This is a genomic window from Acididesulfobacillus acetoxydans, assembly GCF_902729405.1.
In the GTDB taxonomy this organism is placed as follows: Bacteria; Bacillota; Desulfitobacteriia; order Desulfitobacteriales; family Desulfitobacteriaceae; genus Acididesulfobacillus; species Acididesulfobacillus acetoxydans.
This window is the reverse complement of record NZ_LR746496.1, coordinates 3,173,271-3,188,077: the sequence shown is the minus strand read 5'-3', so window position 1 is coordinate 3,188,077 and position 14,807 is coordinate 3,173,271. Positions and strand designations below refer to the sequence as shown.

Annotated in this window: 14 protein-coding genes; 8 read left to right on the top strand and 6 right to left on the bottom strand. The window is 53.5% G+C overall.

All coding sequences use genetic code 11. The features are described 5' to 3' along the window. The first annotated feature begins 198 nt into the window (after window positions 1-198). The 3 genes from murQ (at window position 199) to MNU25_RS14140 (ending at window position 3,646) form a co-directional block, all read left to right on the top strand. Entirely contained in the window at window positions 199-1,143 is a 945-nt protein-coding gene (gene murQ, locus MNU25_RS14150) for an N-acetylmuramic acid 6-phosphate etherase (protein ID WP_240985658.1), read from the top strand. Between the two features lie 179 nt (window positions 1,144-1,322). Then, window positions 1,323-2,408 carry a dipeptide epimerase gene (locus tag MNU25_RS14145; protein WP_240985657.1) on the top strand — a complete coding sequence of 362 codons (1,086 nt, stop codon included), beginning with the start codon at window positions 1,323-1,325 and terminating at the stop codon, window positions 2,406-2,408. A gap of 389 nt (window positions 2,409-2,797) precedes the next feature. Further along, complete coding sequence (locus tag MNU25_RS14140) at window positions 2,798-3,646, top strand: MurR/RpiR family transcriptional regulator (protein WP_240986864.1); 849 nt, start codon at window positions 2,798-2,800, stop codon at window positions 3,644-3,646. Between the two features lie 344 nt (window positions 3,647-3,990). Here the strand turns inward: MNU25_RS14140 and MNU25_RS14135 are convergent, their stop codons facing one another. The 4 genes from MNU25_RS14135 to MNU25_RS14120 form a co-directional block, all read right to left on the bottom strand. Then, window positions 3,991-4,734 carry a MerR family transcriptional regulator gene (locus tag MNU25_RS14135; protein WP_240985656.1) on the bottom strand — a complete coding sequence of 248 codons (744 nt, stop codon included), beginning with the start codon at window positions 4,732-4,734 and terminating at the stop codon, window positions 3,991-3,993. 436 nt (window positions 4,735-5,170) lie between these two features. After that, the gene (locus tag MNU25_RS14130) at window positions 5,171-5,551 is read right to left on the bottom strand and encodes an ArsR/SmtB family transcription factor (protein WP_240985655.1); all 381 of its coding nucleotides are present in this window, start codon (window positions 5,549-5,551) and stop codon (window positions 5,171-5,173) included. 87 nt (window positions 5,552-5,638) lie between these two features. Continuing rightward, window positions 5,639-6,496 (bottom strand): sulfite exporter TauE/SafE family protein, encoded by an 858-nt coding sequence (locus MNU25_RS14125; protein ID WP_240985654.1) that lies wholly within the window; start codon window positions 6,494-6,496, stop codon window positions 5,639-5,641. Window positions 6,497-6,498: 2 nt separating this feature from the next. Continuing rightward, window positions 6,499-7,137: an FmdE family protein gene (locus tag MNU25_RS14120; protein ID WP_240985653.1), complete on the bottom strand. Its 639-nt coding sequence runs from the start codon at window positions 7,135-7,137 to the stop codon at window positions 6,499-6,501. A 462-nt stretch (window positions 7,138-7,599) separates the two neighbouring features. Between MNU25_RS14120 and MNU25_RS14115 the strand changes: the two genes are divergently transcribed. The 5 genes from MNU25_RS14115 (at window position 7,600) to MNU25_RS14095 (ending at window position 13,174) form a co-directional block, all read left to right on the top strand. Beyond that, entirely contained in the window at window positions 7,600-7,881 is a 282-nt protein-coding gene (locus tag MNU25_RS14115) for a type II toxin-antitoxin system Phd/YefM family antitoxin (protein ID WP_338077750.1), read from the top strand. Continuing rightward, window positions 7,865-8,182 (top strand): type II toxin-antitoxin system RelE/ParE family toxin, encoded by a 318-nt coding sequence (locus MNU25_RS14110; protein WP_240985651.1) that lies wholly within the window; start codon window positions 7,865-7,867, stop codon window positions 8,180-8,182. The genes MNU25_RS14115 and MNU25_RS14110 overlap by 17 nt, the downstream gene beginning before the upstream one ends. Before the next feature lie 449 nt (window positions 8,183-8,631). After that, entirely contained in the window at window positions 8,632-10,242 is a 1,611-nt protein-coding gene (locus MNU25_RS14105; RefSeq protein ID WP_240985650.1) for a spore germination protein, read from the top strand. Window positions 10,243-10,295: 53 nt separating this feature from the next. Next, window positions 10,296-11,498 carry a Ger(x)C family spore germination protein gene (locus MNU25_RS14100; protein WP_240985649.1) on the top strand — a complete coding sequence of 401 codons (1,203 nt, stop codon included), beginning with the start codon at window positions 10,296-10,298 and terminating at the stop codon, window positions 11,496-11,498. A 581-nt stretch (window positions 11,499-12,079) separates the two neighbouring features. Continuing rightward, window positions 12,080-13,174, top strand: coding sequence for a GerAB/ArcD/ProY family transporter (locus MNU25_RS14095; protein ID WP_240985648.1), 1,095 nt, complete (start codon window positions 12,080-12,082; stop codon window positions 13,172-13,174). Between the two features lie 97 nt (window positions 13,175-13,271). Here the strand turns inward: MNU25_RS14095 and MNU25_RS14090 are convergent, their stop codons facing one another. Both MNU25_RS14090 and MNU25_RS14085 read right to left on the bottom strand, forming a co-directional pair. After that, window positions 13,272-13,451 (bottom strand): hypothetical protein, encoded by a 180-nt coding sequence (locus tag MNU25_RS14090; protein ID WP_240985647.1) that lies wholly within the window; start codon window positions 13,449-13,451, stop codon window positions 13,272-13,274. Window positions 13,452-13,824: 373 nt separating this feature from the next. Then, complete coding sequence (locus MNU25_RS14085; RefSeq protein ID WP_240985646.1) at window positions 13,825-14,754, bottom strand: DUF7916 family protein; 930 nt, start codon at window positions 14,752-14,754, stop codon at window positions 13,825-13,827. Between the last annotated feature and the right edge of the window lie 53 nt (window positions 14,755-14,807).

The following is a 14,807-nucleotide window of genomic DNA, read 5'->3' as shown; positions in this document are numbered from 1 at the left end:
CAAAAATACATGAAAAATAATATCATGTTATTAGATATGAATTTTCGTTCTATGAGGAAAAATGCTGAGCGCAAAAATGCTCAGTAAAAAAACGCTCTTCGAATAATTGGCAGGGGGTGGCAATCCTTGCGGAAAAAAACAGTGGAGTGCTCGGTGCGAGCAGCAACCAGCGAGAATTGAATTAGGAAGTGGGTTGACATGGAATCTATTTGGGAATTACAAACTGAGCAATCGGATCCGAGGTACGCTGACCTGGACATCAGTACGACCAGGGATCTGCTCCACATAATGAACGAGGCAGACCTTACGGTTCCCTTGGCTGTCTCGCAGGCCCTGCCTGCGGTAGAATGTGCCGTAGATCTCATTGTCACTCATCTTAAGTGCGGGGGAAGATTAATCTATATCGGTGCCGGAACCAGTGGCCGAATCGGGGTCTTGGATGCGGCAGAGTGTCCGCCGACCTTTCGCACTTCTCCCGATCAGGTCATTGGCCTTATAGCGGGCGGACGCCGGGCCATGTTTGACGCTGTGGAACAGGCTGAAGATGAGGCGATTACGGCGCGGGCTGACCTTGAGCAGGTTCACCTCTGCGCGGACGACGTGGTGGTGGGCCTGACGGCGAGCGGACGGACACCCTATGTCGTTGGGGGGCTCAAGTACGCCAAGATGGTCGGAAGCGGTACGGTGGCGGTGAGCTGTAACCCTCACGCGGCCGCCAGTCAGTATGCCGACGTGCCGATTGAGGTTTCAACGGGGCCCGAGGTGCTGAGCGGCTCCACGCGTCTCAAGGCGGGAACAGCGGAGAAGCTGATAGTCAACATGCTGAGTACGGCAAGTATGTTCCGGCTTGGCAAGGTCTATCACAACCTGATGGTGGATTTGAAAGTCACCAACAGGAAGCTGCTGAAGAGAGCCAGGCACATGGTCATGACGACGGCGGATGTCGATCTCCCGACGGCGGAACGCGTCCTGAAACAAGCGAATGATCACGTAAAGACCGCCATTCTCATGGCCAAAACAGGTGTTGACAAATCCACGGCCGAAGCCAAACTCGCGGACGCAGACGGTATACTCCGAATTGCCTTGGGCGAAGCGAACAACACTGTAGAGGGCGCCGCCGCAAATCGCGAGCGCAAAATCTAGTTCTTAGAGGAACGATCCCTCGATTCTTAGAGGAACGATCCCTCAATTCTTGGAGGAACGATCCCTCGATTCTCAGTGGAACGATCCCTTGATTCTTAAAGGAACGACTCCCTTGCAATCACTTGGGCGATCGGCCGATGAAGCGGCCGCTAGAATTGCGTTATCCGGAGGTTATAAAAATGAGCCGCATAATTCAAACTGCCATCGAGGTCGTGGAACTCCCGCTCAGCACGCCTTTTCACACGTCTCTGCGCTCGGCCTATTCTGTGACGGATATCCGTGTTATCATAGGGACTGACGATGGGATTCTGGGTGTAGGTTCAGCGTCGCCGACGGCAAAAATAACGGGTGAGACCACTCAATCTATCACAGCTGCGCTTTCGGACTTTGTCTTGCCGGCTATTCAAGCGCCCGATCTCGATCTCGAGGACGAAATCACGGTTTTCGAGGCTATTCAGAAGTCCGTTGTCCTGAACAACGGCGCCAAAGCGGCCGTCGACATTGCACTCCATGACCTTTGCGCCAAGCGTCGGGCGGTATCGTTGGCACAGTATCTCAACCGGCGCGACTTATCCGAACTGGAAACGGACGTAACCGTCAGCCTGAATACACCATCGGCGATGGAAAAGCAAGCATTAGAGTGGGTCAGGGCGGGATTCAGCTCCCTGAAAATAAAGCTCGGGGGCCGTGACGATCGGGACATAGAGCGTGTCCAACGAATCCGCGAGGCGCTGGGGACGGAGATGGTTTTGCGCGTGGATGCCAACCAAGCTTGGAGTGTCAAGGAAAGTCTTGAAACCATTGACAAGTTGGCCGCGCTTGGAGTGGAGTTTGTCGAGCAGCCCGTCTACAGGAAAGATTTACTGGGCCTGCGTGAGGTGACCCGGCACAGCGTTCTTCCTATTGCCGCGGACGAGAGCATATTCGATGCCTACGACTTGAACCACGTCCTCTATCTTCAGGCGGCGAACATTATTAATTTGAAACTTATGAAAACCGGCGGCCTCTATCCTGCCATCAAGATGATTGAGACCATCAAAGAAGCCGGCCTTGACTGGATGGTAGGCAGTATGATGGAAGGACCGGCTTCCGTCACCGCGGCCGCAGCCTTGTCAGCGGCCTTTGACAGCCGCTATAAAGACCTGGACGCCGCATATTTTCTTGGCAGCCAACAAGCCAGAGGCGGCCCCGAATATCGCGACGGTAAACTCATGTTTCCCGGCGGCACCGGCCTGGGAGTTTCCTTTGCCGATGTCCCCAACTGAGAAAGGGCTTATGAGCGGAGCTTGTGCCGCTTGTGCCCTTGGCTCTGTGCAGGCTGATCGATACATGCGGCTCATAAGTCGAGGCGCTTGCCGGAGCGGACTTGTGCCGGGCTGTTCGGCACAAAAGCATAATTTCACGCCCGGTGCCTACGGCGATAGTCATCCTCAGCCGTGGGGTCAGCCTGTGATAGCGTGCGGCTTCGGCGATAGTCATCCTCAGCCGTGGGGTCAGCCTGTGATAGCGTGCGGCTTCGGCGATAGTCTCCACTGGAGACTATCGTCACTGGAGACTATCGTCACTGGAGACTATCGTGATGTTTAACTTTCGTTGAACGAGTTCACTAGATTCTACAGATTCCAGCAGAAAGCAGGTGTTGCCCGTGTTATATATGCCTGGCGGAGGGCTCGTGAGACTGAGGGAATCGTTCAACGGGCTGCCTGAGTCAGAGGCCAAGATTGCCCGCTACGTTCTGCAGCATCCGGCCGAATTCGTGAACATGGCGGTACAGGACCTGTCTCGGGCCAGCCAGAGCAGCCCCGCGGCTGTCGTTCGCTTGTGGAAGTCTCTCGGCTTTGAAGGCTATCAAGACTTCAAGCTGCGGGTGGCGAGCGATCTGCAGGCCAATCCCCAGGCACAATACACAGAGCTGTCCGACGACTACTCCTTTGGCAGCATCCTGCATTCCGTAGAGGACAGCAACATTCAGTCGATTCAGAATACGCTCCGTCTCCTACGTGAAGCTGATGTTAAAGCGATTGCGGAGGCCCTGCGAACCGCAAGACAGACGGTGACGATAGGTGTCGGAGCCTCGGGAGTCGTCGCTGATGATATCGCGCAAAAACTAATGCGCATTGGCCTGCCCGTGAGCGCAGCTCACGATTTTCACCAGGGGGCCACGCTGGCGGCACAGATTCATGAAGAAGACGTTCTTATTGCCGTGTCTTATTCGGGAACTACCACGGACATCATTGAAGTCGCAGAGGTCGCCAAAGCCAGTGGAGCCAGAATTATCGCGCTCACCCGATTCGGTAACACGCCACTGAGCCGCCTGGCTGACATTTGTCTTTGCATCAGTGCCGTAGAACCGAAAGTTCGCGTGGCGGCGACAGCCTCGAGAATCTGCGCGCTGGTAATCGTAGATATCGTCTTCATGTATCTGGCGAACCTGGACAAAGAGGGGGTATATGCGGCTTTGGAGGCCACGAGAAATGCCATAGCACGGCACAAGACGGACTGATTACGAACCGCGCCCGGCAGTCAACCCCCCCATGCCTAAAGGCGTCTGAAGCCAGGGGCTTCCGCGCGAAGCATTCGGTGACAGCCTCTTTGTCGAAAGCAACTGCAGTTTTTTGTGCTGATCATGTATGGGGGAAGGAGACCTTAGAGAGAGCCGTTTTGTCGATTTTACGAGAATAGAAAGAGACTTAAATTTCCCGGCGATGAGGCGGCTCGGGCGTATAAGCAAGGCCGTGAAGAGCCGAGAAATCCTGTCGGCTGTTCACGGCCCAAGCGAAGGTTGTCATTCTGAGCGATCCGGGTGTTGGGCTCTTAGGGCTGGCCGGTTTCAGGCGGTCATCCGTATTATTGGGGAGATGCAAATTTATCAGCAACAGCAAGGAGGTAATAACTCAACCCAATCTGCTGATCTTCCAGCATATTTCGGTGAAAGTCATCCTGTGCGAAAAATCGAGTGGAGACAAGAAAAGCATTTGCGTCCATCTGCGTACCGTGTTCCTGCAAAAATTGGAGGTGCTTTGTCAGCGCCTTCTGCACAGTTTCATCATCCGCGGGAAGCTTCGCTCTGAGAAAATCCCGCATGCTGTTCATAAATCGTTTTGCTTCTGCCGCCTGCTCGTTCATTTTCTTCGGGTCTATCTCTTTCTTGGTCAGGTCGACGTTGTATTTCTCTTTCAGGTATTCCTGCTGTGGCTTAAGGGCCTTTTCCCATCCCTGCTTATCAAAGCCTTCGAATAATTCCTCGGTGCTCATGCTTTCTCCTTTCATCGTTGAGTGAATCGATTTTGCTATGGTGACGAGCAGGCGGTCGGCACGCTGCCTTTGCGCATAAAGCAGCTCCTGTTGCCTGCCCAGGCACTCTAAACGATCGGATTCACTCTCCAAAGCCTGTTTAATATCGGCGAGGGAAAAATCAAGTTCACGGTAAAAGAGAATCTGCTGAAGCCGCTCAAGCTCTTTTTTGCCATACAGGCGATAGCCGGCTTCCGTCACCTTGCATGGTGCGAGCAAACTTATTTTGTGGTAATGATGAAGGGTTTTGACCGTCACACCGGTCATTTCAGCGACTTGTTTCACCGTGTATTCCATGAAGATTCACCTCGTGAATATATCATAATCTCTGACCTTGGAGGAGAGTCAACAGCTTTATAGAAATATTATTGACGATAGGTCACGATTCGCGCCATGCGGGGCACTTGACTCGGTGTAATCTATAGAGATTTACAAGCCTTCGCGTGTTTCTTAAGGTCAGGGATCGAGGGCCCGCTTCCAGCAAGCCGTCTGCATTTTGAAAGCAGGGTATGGACATTCCTGTTGCAAAGGATGCCATAGTGCCGGAACTTGACAAAGCGATTGGGGAGGACATTCTATGGGCAAGGGTCTTAAGGAATTGAACGGCTGTTAATACTAACGCCACAATTGAAAGAGAGGTCGAAAAAGAGGTAAAGAAGGAAGCGTAAGAAGACAATTCCCAAAACAAGAGCCTTTCACGCCCAAAAGTGGTGAAAGGCTCTTGAAATTTGAGTCAGGTCTCATCAATTTTGAGCAGACAAGATGCATTCTTACTGTGTAATGGAGATGGGGATGGAGATGGTCTTTGATTGAGCAACTTTCGGATAGGCTCAGCGTAGTCCTCAATGACTGAGTGTTTATCTTCAGGAAAAAATGATTGAAAGACATCGGCATTGAGAGTATAGTAAACCCATTTACCATCTTTCTTGGCCGTGATTAATTCTGCTTGTCTAAGGATTTTCAGATGGTGGGAGACTGTTGGTTGAGAAAGGCTTACCCCAACAACAATCTCACAGGCGCACATTTCTTGCCTGGATAACATCTCCAGAATTGTTAGCCTTGTTTCATCCGCTAGAGCATTATAGAATTCTGCGATTTTCTTTAGGGAGCCCACACAGTTTACCTCCGGACAACGATACTTCAACTCTCATATAATTAGATAATCGCATCAAAGAGATAGTCTGTCAAGTTATGGCTACTCCTACGATGCTGACATATGTGAATGGCTCCGACGCCTTTGATAAACTTGAAATAACAAATACCCCGCCGCAAATATCACTCCTGCCGCTGTCAATACGTTCCCTAGATGTAAGGGTTCGCCTGCGAGCTGGCCGGCAACACCTATGAGTATTAATCCGTATAATGTTTTGATCCAAGAGGGCTTTACTTTATTGGCCATAAACCAGGATCCGGCTACACTGCCAGCCGTCGCTCCTACCAGCGTCAGAACCAAAATTCCTCCCGTTATCGCCATGTGTGTGGTATGGCCGGTGAATCCTGCCAGGCTGGACACGGCAGCGATAGCCGCTGTCGTGGCAGCGCTTTTTTTAGCAGGATACCCCATCCAGATCAGCAGTGGGCTGATAATAAATCCCCCGGCGAAGCCCAGCAAGCCTCCGATGAAGGCAGCACCACCCGTAACCAGAGAACCGAGTACAGCCCGCCGGATCCATGGCAGCTCGGTGTCAGGGTCCGGCTGCCTTACCACAAACAAGGTTCGGACGGCTGCCACCAATAAAATGCCGACGAAACCCCACAACACCACATTTTTGGGAATGAACGGGGTCGTCATAGCACCAATGGGTGCAAGAACTAAGGCTGCTATCATCATGGGCCAGGCACCTTTCCAATCGATCAGATGGTGGCGCTGATACTGGGGCAAAGCAAAGAGCTTTGATGTTGCGCTCAGCAGGATTCCAAGGGGAATGGCAACAGTTTTGATGTCATAACCTACCCAATGGAAGAGTGGCATGTAGACCAAGCCGCCTCCTTGCCCCAACATGGAGAAAATGAAGGAGATGACCGCCACTCCACCACTGACTGCTACCAAACCGAACATCGTCAATCCCTTCCTTCGGCACGCTTCGCATGAACCCGTTGTCCCCAACACGCTGGACAAAGAGCCTCTTTACCCAAGAAATGGGTATAGGAGCCAAGGACCAACTCGCCGCATCCGGCACAGCGTTCATGGGTCCAATCCATGGTAGGGGAAACTACCGGGTAGTTTTCATAATGTGTAATGGAAAACATTTCGGATGCGGGTCGGGTTAACAGGTCATTTATATGACGATCGATCTCACCAGCTTCGGGTTTAAAATCCTTTTGCCGCTTCCATTTGGCAGCAACGGGTGGCCAATTCAGAAACTCTTCCAGAAAAGCTGCTTGATAACTCACCCGAACGGCTGCGTGACGAGAAATTTCCACGAGAGTCAGTGCAAATTTGCCTACGGGGTTGAGCTGGAGGTTATTCTTGCCACGTGTACAACCCGTAATCCACTGGATCCCATCCAGAAAACAGTGCGAAAACTGTTCAGGGGCTATTTCAACTATCGCTACCAACTCTTTGTCTTTCGCCCGGGAGACTTCTAACGCTTGCAAGGCCTCATGTCCTGCCCGAAGACCTAAGGGCAGCCCGAGACAAACATTCCCGTGAAAAGCCTGTGCCGACTTCAATTCTTTTGCCGAAATAACCGGACCCATAAACATCATCCTTTCCCTTTGTACAATTTAATAATCCAGAAACTTATTCTAAGTTTTAATTGCCACACAATAATTACCGTCTCTGGGCACTTTAGCTGATAAGTCTTTTAATCATCGTGAACCTAGGTTTCCATTGTCTTACACATCCTCTCTTAAAGCTTAGTAGTTTTGTAGGCTCTTAAGATCATTATAACTAATATATTTAAATGTTTCAATGTAAGGATACGCCTTCATCCTGGGAACCGTACTTAATATTTAATATCATTACCGGGAACTTTGACGTGCCCGGCGGTGCGATTGATACGGAACTGGCCAAAGCGGACAAGGGCGGCAACGCAACCGGTAAGTTTTCCAATTCCCGTGAAGTGACCCGGATAAGGTTTTACATTCTCAGCATAGAGTAGTATAATTAGCATACAATGATACTACAACATTACTGCTTTTATAGGAGAGTGAGCAATGATGAATATACGGCCTTCCGCAGCAATACGCAAGAACTACAATGAAATCTCCGAACTATGCAAACGCACAGGCGAACCGGTTTATCTGACCAAAAACGGCAGCGGCGATCTTGTGGTGATGGATATAGAGGCGTTTGCCCGGCGCGAAAGTATGTTGAAGCTCAAAGAAAAGCTGATGCACTCAGAGGTCGACATCCAAAAAGGGCGTACCTATTCCGTAGAGGAAACAGCCTCAGCGATGCGCAAGGCTGTCGCGGAGGTTTCCAATGCCGGAAAAGAATAAGCCGTATACGGTAAAAATCACGGAAACTGCCTGGGATATGCTTATTTCTCATGCGCGTTTTCTTGCCGATGTCAGCGTACCGGCCGCCAACAAACTGATAGATATCTTTGTTGAAATGACCGACAGCTTTGCCGCCATGCCGGAGCGCAACCCATGGCTGGAGCATGACGCGATCGCTTTTCGGAAATACCGCAAGCTGCTGTTTGGCAAGCATTATATGGCTCTTTATCTGATACAGGAAAACACTGTCTATGTGACGGCCGTTATGGATTGTCGGCAAGATTACGTTTGGCTGCTGTAATTTCTGGAATAGGCCGCCGGTTTATAAACGAAAAACCATAAATTTAAGGAAGCCTCTTGTTATTTGACAGTGGGCTTCCCCTATTTTATGGGGAGGTGAACCATGTACGGAATCCTTTTTTACTTCGGCGCGCTTTTTGCTGCAGGAGCACATTTCAATACAATAAATAGGAAGAGGAAAAATCCTATGCCATAGAAGCTGAGGTTGAGTTTGTATTTGAAGGCGAATGGCACCGATTTGGTGAGCCCTTAAGTTGCTTCCAGGGGGTGGTAAAGAGTGAGCAGAAAAAGGGCGGCGCAAACCTTGTTAAGGGTATATTCGGCAACCGAACGGTTATTTCGTCAGCGTTCCTAGCATACTAACATATAGTCCGTCACCGTCTTAGGCGGGTGCCACGGGGAGAGCAGCAGCATTAGCGTCAGCTTGGGGCCAGAGGAGGAGCGAGGAGAATGTGGCCGTTTCGTACCCGCAAGGTAAGTTCCCACAAGTCAAGATCCGAGTTCGGCCAAGCGCCCGGGCTGCCGCAGCCTCCGGCCCGGACGGAAGTGCCGGAACAGCCCCTGAGCGCATCCTTAGCCCAAAACTTAACCGCCTTACAGAAAATGTTTGCGCTTTGCAGTGATTTCACCAATCGCGAGTTAAGTATCGGCAGGGTCGCCGTTCCCGCCCAACTCCTGTTTGTCAACGGCTTAACAGACGAGAGCATTGTCGGCGACAGTATTCTGAAATCCTTGGAAGATATGACCTATTTTCAAGTGGGGGTTGAGGGTACCGGGAGCATGGCTCAGATCCAGAAAAGGTTCCTGGCGGTGGCCAATGTGGCGCAGATAGGGAGTCTGGGTGAGGTGAGCGAGGCTGTGCTCACCGGCAGTGCGGTTCTTTTGCTGGAAGGGAGCGCCTGGGCCTTGAAGATCGGCGCCAAAGGGTCTGAGGCCCGCAATGTGGAGGAACCGGTCACGGAAGGGGTAGTTCGGGGTCCGAGAGAGGGATTCACGGAAACCTTAAGGCTGAACACGGCTCTGCTGCGGCGCAAAATCAAGACACCGGACCTGAAGTTGGAGAAATTGGTTTTGGGCACCGTTACCAAGACGGAAGTAAATGTTGCCTATCTGGAAGGGATAGTGAATCCCAAGCTAGTTATGGAAGTGAGAGAAAGATTATCGCGCATCAAGGTGGACGCCATTCTGGAAAGTGCCTACATTGAAGAACTGATCGAAGATACTCCTTGGACATTCCTCCCCCTGATTGAGCACAGTGAGCGTCCGGATAAGGTGGCGGCCGAGATCTTGTCGGGCAGGGTGGCGATCTTTACGGATGGGACCCCATTTGTCCTGCTGGTGCCGACCATGATGTTCCAGTTCATGCAGTCCAGCGAAGATTATTACGACCGCTATCCCTATGTCATCATGATCCGGTTGATCCGCTTCCTCTTCCTGAACTTTGCCCTCCTTCTGCCCGCCGTCTACATAGCGGTAACCACTTATCACCAGGAGATGATCCCCACACCGCTTCTCATCAGCATCACGGCGGCGCACGAAGGGGTTCCGTTCCCAACCGTAGTCGAAGTGTTCGCGATGGAAATAACATTTGAAGCCCTGCGCGAAGCCGGAGTCAGGCTGCCCAAGCCGGTCGGGCAAGCCGTCAGCATTGTGGGCGCGCTCGTCATAGGGCAGGCGGCCGTGGAGGCCAATATTGTGTCGCCGGCAACCGTGATCGTCGTGGCCTTGACGGGAATTTCATCTTTCGCGATTCCTTCTTATAATTTCGCCTCTGCCATCCGGCTGCTGCGCTTCGTCATGATGCTTTTGGCCTCGGTCCTGGGCATGTTCGGGATTCTGCTCGGCATGCTGGTTTTTCAAGCCCACTTAGTATCCCTGCGTTCCTTCGGCGTACCTTACTTTGCCCCCTTTGCTCCGTTTAACCGACAAGATGCCAAGGATATGCTGATCAGGGCGCCTTGGTGGGCCATGGGTGAGAGGCCGAGGCTCTTGGCAGTTCAAAACAGGAAGAGGCAGAAGTTTTTCCTGCGACCGGGCCCGCCGGACGAAAACAAGCCCTAGCTAGCGGGTCAGGCCGGCAGGAGGAAAAAGAAACCCCGGAAGGGGGGACCGTCATGCGCAGAGCCATAGCCTTCGGCCCGGTTCTGCTCGCGCTGTTGCTGCTCACGAGCGGCTGTTGGGATTACCGGGAAACGGACCAACTGGCCATCGTTTATGCGCTGGGCCTAGACCGGGTCCCCGGCAGCGAGTCGATCCTTTTAACCGTGCAGGTGATAACACCCGCTGCAGGGAAAAGATCGGGTGCAAGTGCCGCTGCCGGCGCTGAGAGCAAGTCCTTTACGACCCTCAGCGGCACCGGCAAATCGGTCTTTGACGCCATTTCCCGATTGGGCCGGAAGCTGCCGCGGCGGCTTTATTTTGCCCACACGAAAATCGTCATTTTTGGTAAAACGTTGGCTGAGGCCGGCCTGGGGGATGTGCTGGACGCCTTGAACCGGAATCCCGAAATACGCAGCACTACTCTGATGTTCGCCACGGACGGGAGCGCGAAGCGAATCCTAACCCAAAGCACACCCCTGGAGCGCCTGCCTGCCAAGGGCTTGGAGATGATTGCGGAGAAGTCAAAGAGAAACGCCTTCGTGCCGGAGGTAAATCTCAATAGCTTAAACTGCCGCTTCGATGGGGTCCCGGGAGCCGCTTTCCTGCCCTTGGTCCAGCTGGTCAAGGACCCGGGGAGTCCGTCGGGGTCGGGGACAGGCGAGAACCTGATGATTAGCAGAACCGGGATTTTTGCCGGGGAGCGTCTGGTGGGAATACTCACCCGGGATGAGTCCAAAGGGTTGATGTGGCTCATCAACCGGCCGCAAGGGCAAAACGTGACCTTGGACGGAGCCGGCGGGACGGGGGTAAGTGCCCTGCGCATTCTCGCCGGCCAAACAAACATTGTGCCCCAGGTGTCTGAAAGCGGGATCACGATGGAAATCCAGTGCAGCGCCAGGGCGAACGTAAGGGAGACGGAGACGGTCGGGATCGACCTCAATGATCCGGCTTCCTTGCAAAAGCTGGAGCACGAAGCGGAGCAGGTCATCAAGCGGCAGGTTGAAGAGACGGTTACGGATGCCGAGAGTGGTTTGGGTGCTGATTTCGTCGGGTTTGGCAGGCATGTGCGCGCGGAGTACCCGGCTGAGTGGAAGCGGGTGGAAGCGGACTGGGACGACGTTTTCCCTTCCGTCCGCTTCGAGGTTGTCTGCCGGATAAAGATCGTGAATACCGGAGTGATAAACAATCCCAGCCGCTCCGGCGCCGGGAAGGAGTGAGTCCGCCACGGCCTTAGTGCTTGCGGTTCTCGTCATACTTGGTGTGGAAGGAATACCTCTGTATAAGCAGAAGAAACGGCGAGAGCTTATCGTCATGTCCGGGCTGCTTGGAATTTCTTTGCTCTTAGGGGTGAGCCGGTGGCTGGGGCTGCCCGGTCCGGCGGCGCTCTTGGAGTACGTCTTCGCCCCACTGGGGCGGGCAATTTTTAAGTAAGCCCCCAGGCCGCATCAATGCGGCTGGGGAGTTAACCTACGAAGTCTTTATCCCAACCGGCCGGGACGGGCAGGTCGGACTAATCCAGGGCCGTGGAGTCATCCTGTGCCAGCGTGCGGCTCCGGCGCGCGGCGGGTAACAGCCCACTGAGCCGTTTGCTTATGAGGGAGACGGCAGAACCGAATCACAAGGCGGAAGGGAGGAGTCTGCAGGGATTAGCGGGAGTTGAGAGAGTTCGGGGAGTTGACGGAGGATTTCGCAAGTTTACTGAAAGTTTCGAGAGCTTAGAGGAACATTCGGGAGTTGACCAAGAGTTTCAGAGGCTTTCACGGAGTTCTGGGGGCAGAGAGCGAAAGAAGGGGACCGGATGCCGGAGAAAGGGATTATCAATTCCAAACAATTTGCCTGGTTGCTTTTTATCATCGTTACCTCAGTCTCCACCAGCCAGATACCGGCTATGCTGGTCGCCGCGGCGGGCAGGGATGCCTGGCTCTCGATTCTGGGCGGCTGGTTCATAAATATTTTGGTCGCCATTCTTTACGCTTATATGGGACTGCGCTTTCCGGGGGAAAATTTTGTCCAGTACAGCATGACCCTCTTGGGAAAGTATCTGGGAAGAATCGTCGGCATCATTTTCCCGCTCTTTTTTCTCCTGGCCTGCGCGACTTTTCTTCGCGGCCTGAGCAGACTGGTCAACATCGCTTTTCTGCCGGATACCCCGTATGAAGTGATTTTGGTCAGCAATTTCCTGGTCAGCGCTTACATCGCCCGCAAAGGGATTGAAGTCAGCGCCCGGATGACCGAGGTTTTGGGGCCCTTGTTCTTCATCAGTGGGATTGTTTTGTTCCTCATGGTCATTCCTTTGATTGATATAAGCCGGCTCAAGCCTCAGTTTGCTAACGGGGTGATCCCCTCTCTGAAGGGCACGCCTCTGGCCCAGGCCTTTTTCGGACTCTGTATCATAATGGCCATGTTTATGCCGGTTTGCGACAGGCCGGAGAAAGCCTTCCGGGCTAAATTCGCCGCCATCAGTATGGGAACGCTCTTTGTCGGCATGCTGACGGCGTTCAGCACCGGCGTATTCGGAGTTGAGCAAACCAAGAATATGTATTCACCGGGACTTATGCTGGCCCGCATGGTCCATTTCGGTACGTATTTGGAAAGGATCGAGATCTTATGGATGGTGATCCTGGTGGGAGCCGGTATCGTGGCTGCCGCTATTCTGCTTTGGGCTTTCAGCCTGGGGATCGCCCAACTGGCGGGGCTTAAAACCTATCAGCCTCTGGTTTACCCCGCGGCCTTGCTGGCATTGATGTTCGGACTGGTTTCTTTTCCGGGCAGCGGTGAGCAGTCAACTTTTACGCACTACACCTTTCCCCTCTTGGCCTTTGGGGTTGAGGTGGGTCTGGAAGTGTTCTTGCTCCTCACAGCCCTAATTTTGCGCAAGCGCGGGAGTGCCTAAGATCCGCCCCGAACACTTCTTGGGCGGCTGTACTTTTTCCGACGAGTCCGCCGCAGATCAGGGTGGGGCGAACTGTCTTCCTGTCCGTATACTCTCCTTACACTTTTTTGCCGGGCAGAACAGGGGGCTCGGAGCGGGCTTTGTCCATGGCATTCCTCACCCGGTTGTTGTATTTGGCGAACAGTTTGGTTTGAAAGATATAGAAGATTAGGGAACCCGCCATAATGATGGCCAGGCCGGTGGCGACCGCCAGGATATTACTGAGACCGCCGATCATTGTGCAACACCTCTTCTGATCAGGATTTAGATCTGCGTCAGGGTCAGATTCGATCTCTTTCGTGACTGTAATGCATGAGCGGAATGTAATTGAGGATTTGGGGGCTGGGACCGCTGGTGTTTTCTCAGCTATAGGGTACCCAAGCCAGTGTTGTCCCAGCTATAGAGTACCTAAAAGGAACGGTTTCATGCACGGCGGTTTCCGGCAGGCACGCATTCCGGTTCCCCAAGAAAATCAAATTGCTAAGGAAAACCTTTTGCCATAGGAAAGCCCCGCACGCCGGGAGCGTGCGGGGCAGGCAGTCAACGGTTGACGGAGCGGGGTGCAAAAAGTCCGGAATCGGTCCCTTCGTCGGGAGCGTGCGGGGCAGCAGTCAGCGGTTGACGGAGCGGGCCATGCGCGCGTAGGTGTGTCTCTTTCCTCTTATCGTGATGGAGTAAGCCATGATGTTTTCCGGGGTGGCTATGCCCAAAAAAGCTCCGGCGTCTCCCAGGTGATGCAAGTCGGTGCCTGTCATTTTACACATTAAGGCAATTTGACGCAGAGTCTGCGGATCGGCACCTTCCTGGGAGGTGCCAATGACTGTCAGCGTCAGCGCCCCCAGGCTGTGCGCCCGGTCGACCAGAGACTTCGCGTATTCAACTGTAAGGCCGGGGACGGTGCCCGGGGCCGGCAGGAGGATGATGTCGGCACCGGCCGCGACGAATTCCGCGACGTCCTCGTGGTTAATCAGGTTGGCTCCAGCTTCGTGACGCGAGCCGGCGGCGTGCATCTTTCCCGCGCCCAGGATAATTTTCCTGCCCAAAGCGTCCCGGATTGCCCGCAGGGAGCGGGAGATAGCCCGATTGGAGACGCCGCTGCCGGGGTTGCCCGTGAGCATGATCAAGCGGGTGCCCTGGCGGCAGGCTTCGCGAGCTGTGTCAGCGCTGGCCAGCCGTCCCGGAGGGAGCGGACGAATCTCCCCCAGAGTTTCTTGGTCCGGATCTACCGGTTCGAGGTTAATCCCGATAAGGCGGCCGGTGAGCCTTTCTAGGTTCTGAATCACCGAGTCTTCATTACGCGAAGTCGCGGGCAAGCCCTGAAAGACGGGGGCATAAACATCAAAGAAGTTTAACAGAAGAATGTCGGCCCCGAAGGCGGCGGCCAGCTCCGCGTTGCTGACCGACATCAGGACAGGCTGAAGGGCACCGATAATTTCGGCTACGAGTGTCCGGCCCTCGGCGGCGGCTATTCCTTCGAGGATCTCTTGCGCGGACATGTGGCGAAAGTCCGAGGCCGAACAATCGAGTACTCTTTTTGCCATATTGTTCTTCTCCCTTCTAAAGTGAATGTATGGCCGTCGCGTGCGCGGCGTTG

Excerpts from the sequence above, each read along its gene's own strand:
- murQ (WP_240985658.1), top strand. The coding sequence starts at position 199 with ATGGAATCTATTTGGGAATTACAAACTGAGCAATCGGATCCGAGGTAC.
- MNU25_RS14145 (WP_240985657.1), top strand. The coding sequence starts at position 1,323 with ATGAGCCGCATAATTCAAACTGCCATCGAGGTCGTGGAACTCCCGCTC.
- MNU25_RS14140 (WP_240986864.1), top strand. The coding sequence starts at position 2,798 with ATGCCTGGCGGAGGGCTCGTGAGACTGAGGGAATCGTTCAACGGGCTG.
- MNU25_RS14135 (WP_240985656.1), bottom strand. The coding sequence starts at position 4,734 with ATGGAATACACGGTGAAACAAGTCGCTGAAATGACCGGTGTGACGGTC.
- MNU25_RS14125 (WP_240985654.1), bottom strand. The coding sequence starts at position 6,496 with ATGTTCGGTTTGGTAGCAGTCAGTGGTGGAGTGGCGGTCATCTCCTTC.
- MNU25_RS14120 (WP_240985653.1), bottom strand. The coding sequence starts at position 7,137 with ATGGGTCCGGTTATTTCGGCAAAAGAATTGAAGTCGGCACAGGCTTTT.
- MNU25_RS14115 (WP_338077750.1), top strand. The coding sequence starts at position 7,600 with ATGAATATACGGCCTTCCGCAGCAATACGCAAGAACTACAATGAAATC.
- MNU25_RS14110 (WP_240985651.1), top strand. The coding sequence starts at position 7,865 with ATGCCGGAAAAGAATAAGCCGTATACGGTAAAAATCACGGAAACTGCC.
- MNU25_RS14105 (WP_240985650.1), top strand. The coding sequence starts at position 8,632 with ATGTGGCCGTTTCGTACCCGCAAGGTAAGTTCCCACAAGTCAAGATCC.
- MNU25_RS14100 (WP_240985649.1), top strand. The coding sequence starts at position 10,296 with ATGCGCAGAGCCATAGCCTTCGGCCCGGTTCTGCTCGCGCTGTTGCTG.
- MNU25_RS14095 (WP_240985648.1), top strand. The coding sequence starts at position 12,080 with ATGCCGGAGAAAGGGATTATCAATTCCAAACAATTTGCCTGGTTGCTT.
- MNU25_RS14090 (WP_240985647.1), bottom strand. The coding sequence starts at position 13,451 with ATGATCGGCGGTCTCAGTAATATCCTGGCGGTCGCCACCGGCCTGGCC.
- MNU25_RS14085 (WP_240985646.1), bottom strand. The coding sequence starts at position 14,754 with ATGGCAAAAAGAGTACTCGATTGTTCGGCCTCGGACTTTCGCCACATG.